Annotated in this window: 12 protein-coding genes; 6 read left to right on the plus strand and 6 right to left on the minus strand. The window is 69.4% G+C overall.

Annotation, left to right across the window (positions count from 1 at the left end; translation table 11 throughout):
• Positions 1 to 50 precede the first annotated feature (50 nt).
• From EV216_RS08255 to EV216_RS08265, 3 genes are all read right to left on the minus strand, one after another.
• Complete coding sequence (locus EV216_RS08255) at positions 51 to 797, minus strand: DsbA family protein (protein ID WP_132694592.1); 747 nt, start codon at positions 795 to 797, stop codon at positions 51 to 53.
• 80 nt (positions 798 to 877) lie between these two features.
• Positions 878 to 1,603: a DsbA family protein gene (locus EV216_RS08260; protein ID WP_165899201.1), complete on the minus strand. Its 726-nt coding sequence runs from the start codon at positions 1,601 to 1,603 to the stop codon at positions 878 to 880.
• Positions 1,600 to 2,937, minus strand: a complete 1,338-nt coding sequence (locus EV216_RS08265; protein ID WP_132694594.1) for a M48 family metalloprotease — start codon at positions 2,935 to 2,937, stop codon at positions 1,600 to 1,602. The genes EV216_RS08260 and EV216_RS08265 overlap by 4 nt, the downstream gene beginning before the upstream one ends.
• Positions 2,938 to 2,997: 60 nt before the next feature.
• Between EV216_RS08265 and EV216_RS08270 the strand changes: the two genes are divergently transcribed.
• Complete coding sequence (locus EV216_RS08270) at positions 2,998 to 4,137, plus strand: pyridoxal phosphate-dependent aminotransferase (protein ID WP_132694595.1); 1,140 nt, start codon at positions 2,998 to 3,000, stop codon at positions 4,135 to 4,137.
• Positions 4,138 to 5,079 carry an EamA family transporter RarD gene (rarD, locus tag EV216_RS08275; protein WP_132694596.1) on the plus strand — a complete coding sequence of 314 codons (942 nt, stop codon included), beginning with the start codon at positions 4,138 to 4,140 and terminating at the stop codon, positions 5,077 to 5,079.
• Here rarD and EV216_RS08280 read toward each other — a convergent pair.
• Positions 4,998 to 5,576 (minus strand): LOG family protein, encoded by a 579-nt coding sequence (locus EV216_RS08280; RefSeq protein WP_132694597.1) that lies wholly within the window; start codon positions 5,574 to 5,576, stop codon positions 4,998 to 5,000. The genes rarD and EV216_RS08280 overlap by 82 nt on opposite strands.
• 91 nt (positions 5,577 to 5,667) lie before the next feature.
• Between EV216_RS08280 and EV216_RS08285 the strand changes: the two genes are divergently transcribed.
• Together EV216_RS08285 and EV216_RS08290 are read left to right on the plus strand one after the other, a co-directional pair.
• Entirely contained in the window at positions 5,668 to 6,786 is a 1,119-nt protein-coding gene (locus EV216_RS08285) for a LysM peptidoglycan-binding domain-containing protein (protein ID WP_132694598.1), read from the plus strand.
• Between the two features lie 80 nt (positions 6,787 to 6,866).
• A complete protein-coding gene (locus EV216_RS08290; protein WP_132694599.1) occupies positions 6,867 to 8,708 on the plus strand; it encodes an ABCB family ABC transporter ATP-binding protein/permease in 1,842 nt (613 codons plus the stop codon).
• A gap of 290 nt (positions 8,709 to 8,998) precedes the next feature.
• Here EV216_RS08290 and EV216_RS08295 read toward each other — a convergent pair whose 3' ends face one another.
• Entirely contained in the window at positions 8,999 to 12,556 is a 3,558-nt protein-coding gene (locus EV216_RS08295; protein ID WP_132694600.1) for an efflux RND transporter permease subunit, read from the minus strand.
• Positions 12,553 to 13,767 carry an efflux RND transporter periplasmic adaptor subunit gene (locus EV216_RS08300; protein ID WP_132694601.1) on the minus strand — a complete coding sequence of 405 codons (1,215 nt, stop codon included), beginning with the start codon at positions 13,765 to 13,767 and terminating at the stop codon, positions 12,553 to 12,555. The genes EV216_RS08295 and EV216_RS08300 overlap by 4 nt, the downstream gene beginning before the upstream one ends.
• Before the next feature lie 235 nt (positions 13,768 to 14,002).
• Here EV216_RS08300 and EV216_RS08305 point away from each other — a divergent pair, with 235 nt between their 5' ends.
• Entirely contained in the window at positions 14,003 to 14,641 is a 639-nt protein-coding gene (locus EV216_RS08305) for a hypothetical protein (protein WP_132694602.1), read from the plus strand.
• Between the two features lie 36 nt (positions 14,642 to 14,677).
• Positions 14,678 to 15,997, plus strand: a complete 1,320-nt coding sequence (locus EV216_RS08310; protein WP_132694603.1) for a PQQ-like beta-propeller repeat protein — start codon at positions 14,678 to 14,680, stop codon at positions 15,995 to 15,997.
• Positions 15,998 to 16,040 lie beyond the last annotated feature (43 nt).

The raw sequence follows: 16,040 nt of genomic DNA on the forward strand, positions 1-16,040 counted from the left end.
CCAAGAAAACTTGAATTTTCTTGGCCCAGCCCCGCGGTGAGCGTTGCGCCTCAGTTCTCGCGAATCTCGGACACGATCCGGCGCATGCCGTCGAGCGGCATGTAGCCCCGCAGCATCTGCGGCCCGACGATGAAGGTCGGCGTGCCCGAGATCTGCATCCGCTGGGCAAGGCTCTGGTTCGCGGCCAGCACCGCGTCGACTTCGGGCGCGGTCATGCGGGCCAGGATCGCGGCACCGTCGATCCCGAGCGTGGCGGCAAGGTCTTTCAGGCTGTCCTCGGTGACATTGCCGCGGAAGGTGATCAGCGCGTCATGCGCTTTCTCATAGGCGTCCGGCCCGGCGATCTGCAACGTCGCCACGGCGAAGCGGGCGGACAGAACCGACTGGTCGCCCAAGATCGGGAATTCCTTCATCACTAGGCGGATATTGCCGTCGCTGGAGACTAGTTCGGCCACGTCGTCATGGGCGCGTCGGCAATAGCCACAGCGGTAATCGACGAACTCGACCAGCGTGATGTCGCCCTCGGGATTGCCACCGACCCAGGAATGGCCGTCCTCGAAGATCTCGGCCGCGTTGACCCGGACCAGCGCCTCGTCATTGGCCGTCTGCGCCTCGGCCTGGCGCTGTTCCAGCACGCCGATCGCCTCCATCAGCACCTCGGGGTTTTCCATAAGGTAGCTGCGCACCTCTGCGCGGAACAACTCGCGCTCGGCCTCGGACATCGCGGCAAGGTCGAAGGCCTGGGCGGGCAGGGCAAGGCCAAGGCTCAGCAGGGCGGCGGCGGGCAGGCGGGTCATCTGGCAATCTCCATTTCCGGGTTGTTCCCGTTGCAGCACATCGCGCGGCGCGGGCCAATGGTCATTTTCGCCCGTTCGGCTCAATTCTTGCGGCGCATCGCCTGCGCGATGGCGGCCAGCGCCACCTCGGGCAGATCGCCCCGCACAAGGCTGCGCTCGAACACATAGGCGGGGGCGGTTTCAAGGTCGAGCGCATCCAGAAGCGCGCGGTTGACGGCAAGGGCGGCCGCGATCCCGGGATCGGCCATCCGGTCGGCGACCGTCGCGGGGTCGAGCCCCAGCGCGCGGGCGATTCCGTCCAGCGTGCCGGGCTGCATGTCCGGTGCCGCGAACAGCGCGTCCTGCGCGCGCGCATAGGCGTCGGGCCCGGCCAGCGCCAGCACCGCCCGGGCAAACCGCGCGGCGGTCTCTCCACCCGGGCCGGGCGCGTCCTTGACCACAAGGCGCAGGCCCGGATCGCTGGCCGCCAGCGCGCGGGCCGCCGAAAGCGCGGGGCCGCAGCGGTCGCAGGCGTAATCGACAAAGGCCACCACCGTCACATCGCCTTCGGGGTTGCCTCCGGTCCAGTCGTCCGGGGCGTCGAACAATGCGGCGCGATGCGCCTCGATCAGCGCAAGATCGCCCGAGACGGCTTCTGCCTGCCGCTGCCGCTCGGCCTCGGCCAGCACCTCGTCGATCAGTTCGGGATGCTCCAGCAGATAGGCGCGGATCTCGGCGCGAAAGGCCGCCCGCGCCGCTGGGTCCAGACCCGATGCCGCCGCAGCCAGGGGCAGGGCGGCAAGCGCCAGCGCAAGCACGATCCTCACCGCCGACGCCTCGCCCCTTCGGCCGCGCTCAGCACGTCCTGCGCCCGCAGCCATCCGGGCGAGCCGCGCGGCAAAAGCCCCGCCGCTCGCGTGGCGTGCGTTGCGGCCGTATCCATCCGCCCGCCCAGCGCATAGCGTTCGGCCGTCGCGACCGAGGCCATGCCGTTATTTCCTGCCCGCGCATAGGCCAGCGCCAGATCGCGCAGCATGCGCGGATCGTAGGGATCGCGGCCGCGCGCCCGTTCCAGCACCGCCAGCGCCTGCCGGTTGCCCTCGGCGGTCTCCAGCGCCAGCAGGGCTCGGCCATGGCCTGCAAGGATCAGGGGCTCGTTCGGGGCAAGCGCGGCGGCGCGGGCATAGGCATTGACCGCGGGTCCCACGCGGCGGGATTCCAGCAGGATCTGGCCCTTGAGCTCATGCACATAGGGATCGTTCGGCCGCGCCGCCTCAAGCCTTGCCATCTCGGCCAGCGCCTTGTCGGGGGCGGGCGTGCGGTGATGGGCGACGGCACGGCGCATCATCCCGACCGCGCTCTGGTCGCGCTCGGCCCGCCTGAGCGTGTAGCGCGGGTTTTGCAGGAATGCCCCCAGCTTGCCCTTGGCGCGGGCGAACCAGTACTCGGCCGTCTCGTTCTTCTGCGTCTGCCCGCCATAGGCCGCCGCGTAGCCCTTGAGCGCGCGCACCCGCTCGGCCGACAGGGGATGGGTGCGGGCATAGGGATCCTGGCGCGCGGCGCTCAGCGCCTCCTGACCGCGGAACAGGTCCAGAACCTCGACCATCGCCTGCGGGTCGATCCCGGCGCGCGCCATGTAGCGCAGACCGGCCTGATCGGCCGAGGCTTCTTCGGCGCGGGTATGGGCAAAGAACAGCCGCTGCGCCGACGAGGACGTGCCCATGGCCAGCCCCGCGCCCGCCTCGCCGCTGCCGGTGGCCGCCCCCACCGCCAGCGACATCATCAGCCCCAAGGCCGCGGCCGATTGCGCGCTGCGCATGTTCGCCAGCCTGCGGGTGATATGCCCGTTCGCGATATGCGCGATCTCGTGCGCGATCACCGCCTGAAGCTGGGCGGCACTTTCCAGCCGCAGCACCAGCCCCGAATTGATCAGGATCGTCTGCCCGTCGGCGACAAAGGCGTTCAGCCTGTCATCCGCGATCAGCAGGACGCGCAGAGCCGAGGGGCTGATCCCCGCCTCGGCGGCCAGCGGCTGGGCAAGCTGGCGCAGCGCATGTTCGATCTCGGCATCGCGGATCAGGCCCTGCGCGCGGGCGACAAGCGGGGCAAGGGCAAGGGTCAGCGCCAGCGCCAGCCCGAGGACATGCCGGATGGCTGCCATTGACGTTGTTCCCCCGCGCTGGAAGAAAGCCTGCATGACAGGCACCCTAAGGAGTCGGGCATGAGGGTTTCAAGCCGCGGCGATGTCGATCCCTTCATCGTGATGGATGTGATGCAGGCCGCCGCCCGGGCCGAGGCCGCTGGTCGGCACATCATCCATATGGAGGTCGGCCAACCCGGCACGCCCGCCCCCGCCGCCGCGCGGGCTGCTTTGGCGCAGGCGATGGAGACGGGGCCGCTCGGCTATACCGTGGGCCTGGGCCTGCCCGCGCTGCGCGCCCGCATCGCGCGGCTTTACCGCGACTGGTATGGCGTCGATCTGAACCCCGAGCGGGTGGTGATCACGCCGGGCTCGTCGGGCGGCTTCACGCTGGCCTTCACCGCGCTGTTCGACGTGGGCGCGCGGGTCGGCATCGGCGCGCCGGGCTATCCGTCCTACAAGGCGATCCTTCAGGCGCTGGGGCTGCAAACCGTGATGATCGGCACCGAGGCGCAGCACCGGTTCCAGCCGGTGCCCGCGGATCTGCCCGCCGATCTGGACGGGCTTCTGGTCGCCTCGCCCGCCAACCCGACGGGCACGATGCTGGACCGCGATGCGCTGGCGGCGCTGATCGGGGCCTGTGCGGATCGGGGTGCTGCCTTCATCTCGGACGAGATCTATCACGGCATCGAGTATGAGCGGAAGGCGGTCACGGCGCTGGAGATCACCGATCAGACCTATGTCATCAACTCGTTCTCCAAGTATTTCTCGATGACCGGCTGGCGCGTCGGCTGGATGGTGGTGCCCGAGGATCACATCCGCCGGATCGAGCGTCTGGTGCAGAACCTGTTCATCTGCGCCCCCCATGCCAGCCAGGTGGTCGCGCTGGCCGCCCTCGATTGCACCGACGAGTTGCAGGCCAACATGGCGGTTTACCGCCGGAACCGCGCGCTGATGATGGAGGGGCTGCCCAAGGCGGGCTTCACCAGGATCGCGCCACCCGACGGGGCGTTCTACGTCTATGCGGATGTCTCGGACCTGACCGACGACAGCCGCGCCTTTGCCGCCGAGATCCTGGAAAAGGCCGGGGTTGCGGTCACGCCGGGGCTGGATTTCGATCCCCTGCGCGGCGCGGGCACGCTGCGCTTTTCCTATGCGCGCTCGACCGCGGATATCGAGGAAGGACTTGCGCGCCTTTCCCGCTTCATGGCGGCGCGCTGAGTGGAGGAGGCGCGCAAGGGCGTTCTAGCGATGGTCGCGGCCTGCGTGATCTGGGGCCTGTCCTCGATGTATTACAAGCTGCTGGCCCATGTCCCGCCCGAGGAGGTGCTGGGCCATCGCACGCTCTGGTCGCTGGTCTTCTTCGGGTTGGTGCTGGCGGGGCAGGGGCGGCTTGCGGAAATCGGGGCGCTGATGGCGCGGCCGCGCGCGCTGGCGCTGGTGGCGCTGGCGGCGCTGATGATCTCGGCCAACTGGTTCCTGTTCATCTACTCGATCCAGATCGGCCATGCGGTCGAGGCGTCGCTTGGCTATTACATCTTCCCGCTGGTTGCCGTGGCGCTGGGCTTCCTGTTCCTGGGCGAGCGTCATTCCGCCCCGAAATGGGTGGCCGTCGGGCTGGCCTGCGTCGCGGTCACCGGGCTGACCTGGGGGCTTGGGGTCGCGCCCTGGGTCTCGCTGGCGCTGGCGGGCACGTTCGGGATCTACGGGCTGGTCAAGCGCGGCGTGGCGGCGGGGCCGGTGGTGTCCGTCACCGCCGAGGTGGTGCTGCTGGCGCCGCTGGCGCTGGTCTGGCTCTGGGGGGTGCATGCGCAGGGCTGGACCGGACTGACCGGCCGCCACCTGGCCACCTTCGGCCATGACCTGTCCGACAGCCTGCTGCTGATGCTGGCAGGCCCCCTGACCGCGACGCCGCTGATCCTGTTCTCCTATGCCGCGCGGCGGGTCAGCTATGCCACGGTGGGGTTGGTGCAATACATCAATCCCACACTGCAATTCCTTGTCGCAACGCTGGTTTTCCGCGAAGCGTTCACGCCGTGGCACGCCATGGCCTTCGGGCTGATCTGGGCGGCGCTGGCGCTTTACTCGGCCGAAAGCCTGCGCGGCGAAAGGGCGGCGCGCAGGGCCTCCATCAGGTCGGGCACGTCGGATACGACGCCGTAATAGTCGCGCAGGCTGGGCTCGGCAAAGCCCTCGGCGATGAAATGGTCGATGAGCCGGGTCAGCGGCGTCCAGAAGCCGTCGGTCGAGAGCAGGAAGATCGGTTTCGCATGCAGGCCCAGCTGCCGCCAGGTCAGCACCTCGAAGAACTCGTCCAGCGAGCCCGCGCCGCCGGGCAGCACCACGATCGCGTCCGAGTTCATGAACATGACCTTCTTGCGCTCATGCATGTTCTCGGTGACGATGAAGGTGGTCAGGTCGCGCTTGCCCACCTCGCGGTCGAACAGATGCACCGGGATCACGCCAAAGGTCTGCCCGCCCGCGATCTGCGCGCTGCGCGCGACGCGCCCCATCAGCCCCACATCGCCCGCGCCATAGACCAGCCGCCAGCCTGCCTCGGCCAGGGCCCGCCCGAAGGTTTCGGCCGCGGCGGCATGGGCCGGATCGCGCCCGTCGCGCGAGCCGCAGAAGACGCAGATCGAAGGGGGCTTCTGGGTCATGGGCAGGCCCTTGTCATGGGATTTCTGGACCCGTGATAACGGGGTTGCTATGGTCCGGCAAGCGCGGGCGCAGCGCCATGGAGGCCGGGCGATGTCGGATGGCAAGCGGAAACTGGGTCCATTGGCCTGGACCCTGATCGTGGGCGAGATCGTGATCGTGCTCATGGTGTTGAACTGGTTTCTCAGCCGGGACAAGGACGCCCCGGCGCCCGCGCCCGCGGTCACCGGGCAATCGGCCGTGGATGCCCCCGCGCCCGCCGAGGCGCAGGCCGAGGCCGAGATACCCGCGCCGCCCGCTTTCGACGTGGTGCGCGTCGATCCGGCGGGCAATGCGCTGATCGCGGGGCGGGCCGAACCGGGCAGCGCGGTGGTGCTGCTGGTCGAGGGCGACGAGGTGGCGCGGGCCGAGGCGGACGGCGACGGCGCGTTCAGCCTGTTCGCGGATCTGCCGCCCGCCGACGCGCCGCGCGCGCTGTCGCTGCGGATGGAGCTTGCCGACGGGCGCACCATCGCGTCGGGCGCGACGGTGTTTCTGGCGCCAACATCCCCGCCCGTGCCCGGGCCAGCCGAAAGCGCCGCCGAACCGCCCGCGCCAGAGCCGCCCGCCGCGGAACTGGCCGAGGTGCCGTCCCCCGCCGTGCCCGAACCCGCCCCGCACCGCGCGCCCGAAATCCTGCTGTCGGATGCGGGCGGGGTGCGGGTGCTTCAGGCACCCGAAGGCGATCTGCCGCCTGGCCGGGCAGGGGTGCTGATCGAGGCCATCGCCTATGAGGCGGATGGCGCCGTGGCGCTGTCGGGGCGCGGTCAGGCCGGGGGCGCGCTGCGGCTTTACCTGGACAATGCCGCCATCGCCGGGGGGCTGATCGACGCCTCGGGCCGCTGGGCGCAGCGGCTCGACGCGGTGGCGCCGGGGCTTTACATGCTGCGCGCCGACCTCTTGAACCCCGATGGCAGCGTCTCGGCGCGGTTCGAGACGCCGTTCCGGCGCGAGCCGCCCGAGGAAATCGCCGCCCGTGCGTCCGTAGCCGCCTCCGGCGGACAGGCCGAGGCGCGGGTCATCACCGTGCAGCCGGGCTTTACCCTCTGGGGCATCGCGGACCGGACCTATGGCAGCGGGTTCCAATACGTCAAGATCTTCAGCGCCAACCGCGCCCAGATCCGCGATCCCGACCTGATCTATCCCGGCCAGGTCTTCGCCCTGCCCGAGTAAAAGGCACATGTGACTGCGTCACTGGCCTTTCCCCCTTGCGCAGATTAGGTTGGGAAGCCTGACCCAACCGGACCTTGCCCATGCGCCGCGGACGCCGCCCCACCACTGCCGATTTCTCCACCGTCGACCGCGGGCAGGGGCTGCGCACGATCCGCAAGGTCGCGCCCTATCTCTGGCCCGAGGGGCAGGGCTGGGCAAAGCGGCGCGTGGTTCTGGCCATGCTGGCGCTGGTGCTGGCCAAGGTGATCGCGGTGGTGACGCCCTTCTTCTACAAGGCCGCCGTCGACAGCCTGACCGGCGAGGGCGCGCCCGAGGCGATGCTGATGGCGGTGGGCGCGGTGGGGCTGACCGTCGCCTATGGCATGGCGCGGCTGATGAATACCGGCTTCCAGCAATTGCGCGATGCGATCTTTGCCCGGGTGGGGCAGCGCGCGCTGCGCCGGATCGCGCTGGAAACCTTTACCCATATCCACCGGCTGTCCTTGCGCTACCACATCACCCGCAAGACCGGCGGGCTGTCGCGCATCATCGAGCGCGGCGTCAAGGGCGTGGATTTCCTGCTGCGCTTCCTGCTGTTCTCGATCGGCCCGCTGGTGATCGAACTGGCGCTGGTGGGGGTCATCTTCTACGTCGCCTTCGATGTCTGGTATCTGGCGGTCGTGGCGGTCACCATCGCGGCCTATGTCAAGTTCACCTTCGCCGTGACCGAATGGCGGCTGAAGATCCGCAAGAAGATGAACGACCAGGACACCGACGCCAACCAAAAGGCGATCGACAGCCTGCTGAATTTCGAGACCGTCAAGTATTTCGGCGCCGAGACCCGCGAGGCCGAGCGTTACGACCGCGCCATGGCGGGCTACGAGGATGCCGCGATCAAGACCTCGATCTCGCTGGCCGTGCTGAATTTCGGCCAGGCGCTGCTGATCACCGGGGGGTTGATCGCGGTGATGGTGATGGCGGCGATGGGCGTGCAGGCGGGCAAGCTGACCGTGGGCGATTTCGTCATGGTCAACGCCTACATGATCCAGATCACCATGCCCTTGAACTTCCTCGGCACGGTCTATCGCGAGATCCGCCAGAGCCTTGTTGACATGGGCGAGATGTTCGCCCTGCTGGAACAGCCCGCCGAAGTGCTGGACAAGCCCGGCGCGCCCGCGCTGGCGGTGACGGGCGGCGCGGTCTCGTTCCGCGATGTCCGCTTCGGCTATGACCCGGATCGGCCGATCCTCAAGGGCGTGACGATCGAGGTGCCCGCCGGGCGCAAGGTCGCCATTGTCGGGCCGTCCGGGGCGGGCAAGTCCACGATCGGGCGGCTTCTGTTCCGGTTCTACGACGTCACGGGCGGGGCGGTGCTGATCGACGGGCAGGATCTGCGCGATGTCACGCAGGACAGCCTGCATGCACAGATCGGCGTGGTGCCGCAGGACACGGTGCTGTTCAACGACACGATCTATTACAACATCGCCTATGGCCGCCCCGAGGCGAGCCGCGCCGAGATCGAGGCCGCCGCGCGCGCCGCGCAGATCCACGACTTCGTCGCGGGCCTGCCCAAGGGCTACGAGACGATGGTGGGCGAGCGCGGGCTGAAGCTGTCGGGCGGCGAGAAGCAGCGCGTGGGGATCGCGCGTACCCTGTTGAAAAACCCGCCGATTCTGCTGCTGGACGAGGCGACCTCGGCCCTGGACAGCGAGACCGAGGCGGACATCCAGACCCAGCTCAAGGCGATGGGCGAGGGGCGCACGGTCATCGCCATCGCGCATCGGCTGTCCACCATCGTCGATGCCGACGAGATCGTGGTGCTGGAGGATGGCGTGGTCGTCGAGCGCGGCACCCATGAGGGGCTGGTCGCCCGGGCCGGGCGCTATGCTGCGATGTGGCAACGCCAGCAGGCGGGCGAGGACGAGGACGTGGAGGCGGCCTGAGGCGCGATTTCCGCTATATGAATTCCATATGATTTCCATATGAATTCCATATGACTTTTTCTGCCTGTTTTTCAGGCGCGCGCGCGATGCGTTCGGGCATCGGCGCAGTCGCGCGGGCCGTGCGCGGCGCGGGGATGCAGCGGCACCAGGCCGGGGAGGCGGCGCGGGGATCGTGCCGCGTCGCGGTGGCCGAGCCCGGACGCGCCCGAGCGGGTGAAGGCGGGGCGCCCCCGGACGCGGCTACCAGGGCCATATGGCGAGCGGCGCCAGCGGGCGGCCGGTGACGCCGCTCACTCCGCCGCGCGAAGCGGCCGTTCGGGGTCGGTGCTCTGGACTTCCGGCTCGGGGCCGTCGGGGGGCAGGTCCGACCACAACAGTTGGGGCGAGCCGACGCCGCGGGCGGCGTGGTTCAGCGCCAGTTCGCGCGCGGCCTGGCTGTCGGGGCCGCCAAGTGCGGCGCGGAAGCGCCTGAACGAGCCGTAGACTCCGGCCCAGAACCATTCGCGGATCGCCAGCAGCGAGGGTGTGAAGACCAGCGTCAGCAGCGTCGCGATCCCCAGCCCGAAGACCACCGCGGTCGCAAGCTGTTTCCACCACAGCGCGGTCGGGCTGTCGACGGTATAGCCGCCATTCACGAAATCGAAGCTGACCCCCAGCATCATCGACGACAGCCCCGCCATGGTCGTCACCGTGGTCAGCAGGACCGGGCGCAGGCGCATCTCGACGGTGCGCACGATGGCCTCGATCCGGGGCATGTAACGGGAATATTCCTGGTAGGTGTCGATCAGCACGATGTTGTTGTTCACCACGATGCCCGCCAGCGCCACGATGCCGGTGCCGGTCATGATGATCGAGAAGGGCTGGTTCATCACCAGCATCCCGATCAGGACGCCGGTGGTCGACAGCACCACCGCCAGCAGCACCAGGACCGCGTTGTAGAAGCTGTTGAACTGCGCCAGCAGGATGATGAACATCAGCCCCAGCGCCGCGGCGAAGGCCTTGGACAGGAAGGCCGAGCTTTCCTGCTGGTCGGCCTGGTCGCCGGTCCATTCCCATGTCACATCCGCCGGAAGCGGGTTGGTGTTCAGCCATTCGGTCAGGGTCGCGATCCGTTCATTGGCATTGATCGGGGCGCCTGCCTCGTTGGTCAGGCCGCTGGCCACCGCGGCCTTGACGTCGAAATAGCGCTTGCCGTCCACGCGGTTGATCCGGCCGAGTTTCTCCACCGGGGTCAGCGTGATGAAATTCGCAAGCGGGACCAGACCCTCGGAGGTGCGCAGCTTGAGCGTGTCGAGGGTGGACAGCAGCCGGTCCTGGTCGGGCAGGCGGACGCGGATCTCGATCTCCTCGTCGGAACTGGGCACGCGCATCGTGTCGAGCAGGATGCCGCGGGTGACAAGCTGGACCATCGCGCCGACGCTGGACGCGCTGGCGCCGAAGCGTCCGGCGGTTTCCACATCGACGTCGATCTGCCAGTCGATGCCGGGCAGGGGCAGCGTGTCCTCGATGTCGCGCAGCCCCTCGGTCGTCTCGAACCGGGCGATGGCCATCCGGGCGGCGGCGGTCAGGCTGTCCCAATCCTCGCCCATCAGGCGCAGATGGACGGGCTTGGGCGAGGACGGCCCCATCGCGAGGTCCAGGATCTCGGCGCGGATGCCCGGGATCGTGGCCAGCCCCTGCATGATGCGGTCCAGCACGCGGTTGCCGTCCAGTTCGGGCATGTCGGCGCGGTCCTCCCAGGGGACCAGTTCGATCTGGATCTGGCCGACCGTGTCCAGCGGCGGGCTGGCGCCTGCGGTGTTCGAGTTCAGCCCGCCCTCGCCGGCGAAGGCGAAGGCGTTGCGCACGCCGCGTTCGGCCAGCACGACCGCCTCGGCCTGGCGCAACAGCGCGTCCTTCTCGTCGAGCGAAAGGTTGCCGCGGGCGCGGACATAGACGATGGCCTGTTCGGGTTCGCTCTCGACGAAGAACTCCACCCCGTTGTTATGCTTTCCGAAATAAAGGAACACGCCGATCACGAAGGCCATGACGGCGGCCACCGTGACGATCGGCATGACCGGATTGCCGACGATGGCCCGGGTCACATGGCCGAAGGCGGTGCGGCGATAGCCCGCGCGGACCGGCGCCCGGCGCGGCGTCTTCAGCGCGTTCACGCCGATCGAGCAGAGCACCAGCCCGGCCATGAACAGCGCCACGCCGGGCAGCGTGTCGGCAAGCCCCGAAGGCCCCGTCGAGGGCGCCGGGAAGGCGGGGTTCAGCATCCTGAGCGCCGCAAGGAAGGTCAGCGCAAGCGCGAAGGCCATCAGCCCGGCCCGCGCGGCCAGCGGCCAGGGACGGACGCGCGCGGTGATCCGCCACAGGATGCGCGAGAACCGCCCCGCGACGCCCCCCACCACCGGCAGGTAGACCAGCGCCACCATCAGGCTGGCCGACAGCACGAAGATCAGCGTGATCGGCAGCATCCCCATGAACTCGCCCGCCACGCCGGGCCAGAACAGCATCGGCAGGAAGGCGCAAAGCGTGGTCGCGGTGGAACTGACGATGGGCCAGAACATCCGCTTGGCGGCCTCGGAAAAGGCGGTCATCGGGCCGACCCCTTCCGAGATCCGGCGGTCGGCATTCTCGACCACGACGATGGCGCCATCGACCAGCATCCCCACCGCAAGGATCAGCCCGAACATCACGATATTGTTGATCGCGACGCCCAGGACGCCGAACAGCACGAAGCACAGCAGGAACGAGGTCGGGATCGCGAAGCCCACCAGCAGCGCCGAGCGCGTGCCGAGAAAGGCCAGCACCACGATCATCACCAGCGCGATGGCGGTCAGCACCGAGCCTTCGAGCTGGCGCACCATCGAGTCGACCGTATGCGACTGGTCGTTCGAGGTGCCCACGGTCACCGCGTCGCGCAGATCCTCGGGCCAGGCGGCGCGTGCGGCTGCGACCTCGCGGCGGATCAGGTCGGCGGTGTCGATGATGTTGAAGCCCTTGCGCTTGACGATCTGCAACGCGACCGTCGGCTCGCCGTTGAAGCGCGCGGTCGAACTGCGATCCTCGAAGGTCAACCGGATCTCGGTCAGGTCGCCCAGCGTCACCACCCGGTTGCCGTTCACCTTGACGGGCAGCGCATAGATGTCCTGAACGCCCTCGAAGGAGGACGGGATCTTGACCGAGAACGTGCCCAGCGGGGCATCGACCTCGCCCGCGGCGATCAGGCGGTTGTTGTTGCGCACCACCTCGATCAGTTCGCCCGCGGTGACATTGTAGGATTCCAGCCGGAGCGGGTCGATGATGACCTCGACCATCTCGTCGCGATGGCCGCTCAGGACGACATCCAGCACCGGGTCGAGGCCCTGCAGCCGGTCCTGCAGGTCCTTGGCGACGCGCAGCAGCGTCCGTTCGGGCAGCGGCCCCGACAGGTTCACGATGATGATCGGGAATTCCGAGAAGTTGATCTCGGTGATCGCGTATTTCTCGTAGCCCTCGGGAAACTTGGCCTCGGCGGTGTTCATGCGGTCCCGCACGTCGGCGATGATCTTGGTCTTGTCCCAGCCGAACTCGAATTCCAGCGCGACCGCGGCGAACCCCTCGCGCGCCGTCGCCGTCATCTTGTCCAGCCCGTCCAGATCGGAAAGCTCGGTCTCCATCGGCTTGACCAGCAGCTTTTCGGCATCCTCGGCCGAAATGCCGGGGAAGGGGACCGAGATGAACAGGGCGGGGATCTCGATATCCGGCTCGCCCTCCTTGGGCAGCCCGACATAGGCCATGGTGCCGGCCACGATCGACATGATGACGAAGGCCACGACCATCCGGGCGCGGCTGGCGGCCCAGTCGATGATCCCGGTCATTCGGCCGCTCCGCGATAGCTGACGGCCAGCGGCACGCCATCGGTGACGAATTCCTGGCCGACGACGATCACCTCGGCCTCGTCCGGCAGGCCCGCGACCCAGAACCCGTCCGGCGTGTCGCGCAGGATCTCGACCGCGAAGAAGCGGGCGGTGCCGTCGGCATCCGCCAGCCGCAGCCCCAGCCGCCCGGCATCGTCCAGCGTCAGCGCCGATTGCGGCACCAGATGCGCGCTCTGGCCCGGGACCGCGATGATCATCTCGACGGCCTGGCCCGCGCGGATCGTGCCCGCCTCGTTCTGGACCGCGATCTCTACCCGGAAGGTGCGTGTCGCGGGATCGGCGGTGCGGGCGACGAAACTGACCCGGCCCACGATCTCGCGGCCCGAGGCCAGCCGCCCCCCCGCCAGCGCGCCGATCTCGATCCGGTCAAGCTCGGTTTCCGGCACATAGCCGACAAGGTAGATCGGATCGAGCTGGATCACCGTCGCGCAAAGCGACCCGGGCTGCATCAGCGTGCCCAGTTCGGCCGTGTCCGCATCGAGCAGCCCGGCAAAAGGCGCGGCGATCTTCAGCCGCCCGATCTCGGTCCTTGCGGCGGCGACATTGGCCTCGCCCGCGCGGATCGCGGCTTCGGCGGCCTCCAGCCCGGCCTGGGCCGAGGCCACGCCCGCCTCGGCGGTCGAGACGGCGGTCTGCGTGCCCGCGACGCGGGTGTCGGAGGCAAAGCCGCCCTCGGCCAGCCGCTGCGCCGCGCGGTCGTTGATCTCGGCCTCGGACCGCCGCGCCTCGGCCAGAACGACATTGGCCCGCGCCTCGGGCAGGCGCGCCCGCGCCTCGGCCAGCGCGGCCTCGGCCTGGGCCAGCGTCTCGGCCCTCGTGCCCGGATCGAGTTCGCACAGCACCGCGCCCTCGGCAATGGTCGCGCCGCGGCGCAAGGGCTCCGAGATCACCCGTCCGCCGGTTTCGGCGCGGACCTCGACCTGGCGCGCGGCCTGGGTTTCGCCGCGCACGCGCACCGCGCCCTGCACCGTCTCGGCGCGGCTTTTCTGCACCACGACCGAGACCCGGCGATCCGCTTCGAAAACGGTGTCCTCGGCGGTGGCGGCGACGGGTTCGGCGCCCGCGAAGGCCAGCACCCGGTCGCGCTGCATCAGCAGAAGATAGAGCGAGACGCTCACCAGCACCGCGGTAAGCATGGGGATCAAACGCATCCGGTCCTTGCCTCTTCCGTCGCTTTCCCGCGTCGAGCGCATTCCTCCCCGCGCTCGACGCCGCCGCCCGGCATCGGACGGGGTGGTTTCAATCGGGTGAACCAATCGGTTCAGATTATAGCGCAAACTGCATTCATTCAAGCCTTGGACGCGCGTTCCGGCGGGGCTTTGCAATCCCGTCCGGGCTGGGGTATGACAGGCCCGACGCCAGATCGAGCGGGCCGAGCGAGGCAGGATGAGCAACCCCGACAGTTTCATCGAGGAAGTCACCGAAGAGGTGCGCCGCGACCGGCTTTTCCGCCTGATGCGCCGCTATGGCTGGATCGCCGTGCTGGCGGTGCTGCTGCTGGTGGGCGGCGCAAGCTGGCGGGAATGGCGCGCCGCGCAGGACCGGGCCGCGGCCGAGGCGCTGGGCGATGGCATCCTGACCGCGCTGGAACTGCCCGATCCGGCCGCGCGGGTGGCCGCACTTGAGGCGCTGACCGCAACGGGCGAGGCGCGCGGGCTGGTCAAGCTGCTGATCGCGGGCGAGATCGGCGCCGAGGCGGCACCCGAATTGCGGGCGATGGCGGACGATCCGTCGCTGCCGCTGCATTACACCCATCTCGCCGCGCTCAAGCTGGTGATGATCGAGGGGCGCGGCGCCGCGCCCGATGCGCGTCTGCAAAGCCTTGCGCCGCTGGCCGAACCGGGGCGGCCGTTCCGCCCGCTTGCGCTGGAACAGATGGCGCTGGCCGAGATCGACGCGGGCAATACGTCCGCCGCGCTTGGTCATCTGCGCGCGCTGGTCGAGGATGCGGGCGCGAGCGCGGGCTTGCGTCAGCGCGCCTCTCAGTTGATTGTGGCGCTCGGCGGCGGGTCCGACGAGGGCTGACGGCCCGGTTTCTGGTTTGACGAGGGGACTCGCGCGGTGAAATTCGCTTCTGCAATCGGAACCCTGACAGCGGTCGCGCTTCTGGCCGGATGCGGCCAGAAAGAGCCGATCCTGCCGGGCGAGCGGCTTGGCGTGCGCGAGGCGCTGGGCCTGGAAGAGGGCGGCAGCGCCCCGGCGGCCCCGGTCGCCGTCGCGATCACGCTGCCCGCGCCCGTGTCCCGCGCCGATCATACCCAGCCCGGCGGCAGTGCCACCCATCTGCCCGAACATGCGGCGCTTTCGGCCGCACCTGCGCGGATCTGGTCGGCCAGTATCGGGCAGGGCGACACGCGCCGCCACCGCATCACCGCCAGCCCGGTCGTGGCGGGGGGCAGGGTCTTCACGCTGGACGCCCAAAGCCGGGTCACCGCCGTCTCGACCGGGGGGCAGGTGCTCTGGGCGGCCGATCTGACGCCGCCCTCGGAGCGCGCGCGCTCGGCCACGGGCGGGGGGCTGGCCTTCGGCGACGGGCGGCTGTTCGCGACGACGGGCTTCGGCTCGCTGGTCGCGCTCGATCCCGCCACCGGGGCGCAACTCTGGACGCAACGCACCGACGCGCCGGTTTCGGGCGCGCCGGCCTATCGCGACGGGCTGGTCTATGTGGTCAGCCGCGACAGCCGCGCCTGGGCGGTCCGGGCCGAGGATGGGCGCGTGCAATGGCAATTGCCCGGAACGCCCTCGCCCGCGGGCATGACCGGGGCCGCGGCGCCCGCGGTGTCCGACCGGCTGGCGGTCTTCCCCTTCGGCTCGGCCGAACTGGTGGCGACCTTGCGCCAGTCGGGCGTGCGGGTCTGGCAGGCGACGGTGGCGGGCCAGCGCCGCGGCCTTGTCTATGCGAATGTGACCGACCTGGTCGCCGATCCGGTGATCGCGGGCGAGGTTCTTTACGTCGGCAACCAGTCGGGCCGGACGGTCGCGCTGGCCGCCAGTTCGGGCGAACGGCTCTGGACCGCCGAGGAAGGCGCCTATGGCGCGGTGCTGCCGGTGGGGGGCTCGGTCTTCCTTGTCTCGGATCAGGCGCGGCTGGTGCGGCTGGATGCTGCAAGCGGCGCCACGGTCTGGACGGTGGAGCTGCCCTATTTCACCAAGGAAAAGCCCAAGCGGTTCAAGGCGATCCATGCCCATTACGGGCCGGTTCTGGCCGGTGGGCGGCTGTGGGTGGCCTCCGATGACGGGCTGTTGCGCGCCTTCAGCCCGGAAAGCGGGGCGCTGGTGCAGACGGTCGACCTGCCCGGCGGTGCGGCCTCGCGTCCCGTTGTGGCGGGTGGCACGCTTTACGTCGTCTCGACGCGCGGGCAACTCCACGCTTTCCGCTGAGGCGGGATTGGTGTAGGCGGGCGGTTCGATCCGTCCGGAGTTG

Source organism: Rhodovulum steppense, assembly GCF_004339675.1.
Classification (GTDB): Bacteria; Pseudomonadota; Alphaproteobacteria; order Rhodobacterales; family Rhodobacteraceae; genus Rhodovulum; species Rhodovulum steppense.

What these genes read in the sequence shown, in the direction of transcription:
- EV216_RS08300 (WP_132694601.1), bottom strand. Translation starts at nt 13,767, where the DNA reads ATGCGTTTGATCCCCATGCTTACCGCGGTGCTGGTGAGCGTCTCGCTC.
- EV216_RS08295 (WP_132694600.1), bottom strand. Translation starts at nt 12,556, where the DNA reads ATGACCGGGATCATCGACTGGGCCGCCAGCCGCGCCCGGATGGTCGTG.
- EV216_RS08290 (WP_132694599.1), top strand. Translation starts at nt 6,867, where the DNA reads ATGCGCCGCGGACGCCGCCCCACCACTGCCGATTTCTCCACCGTCGAC.
- EV216_RS08280 (WP_132694597.1), bottom strand. Translation starts at nt 5,576, where the DNA reads ATGACCCAGAAGCCCCCTTCGATCTGCGTCTTCTGCGGCTCGCGCGAC.
- EV216_RS08285 (WP_132694598.1), top strand. Translation starts at nt 5,668, where the DNA reads ATGTCGGATGGCAAGCGGAAACTGGGTCCATTGGCCTGGACCCTGATC.
- EV216_RS08305 (WP_132694602.1), top strand. Translation starts at nt 14,003, where the DNA reads ATGAGCAACCCCGACAGTTTCATCGAGGAAGTCACCGAAGAGGTGCGC.
- EV216_RS08270 (WP_132694595.1), top strand. Translation starts at nt 2,998, where the DNA reads ATGAGGGTTTCAAGCCGCGGCGATGTCGATCCCTTCATCGTGATGGAT.
- EV216_RS08265 (WP_132694594.1), bottom strand. Translation starts at nt 2,937, where the DNA reads ATGGCAGCCATCCGGCATGTCCTCGGGCTGGCGCTGGCGCTGACCCTT.
- EV216_RS08255 (WP_132694592.1), bottom strand. Translation starts at nt 797, where the DNA reads ATGACCCGCCTGCCCGCCGCCGCCCTGCTGAGCCTTGGCCTTGCCCTG.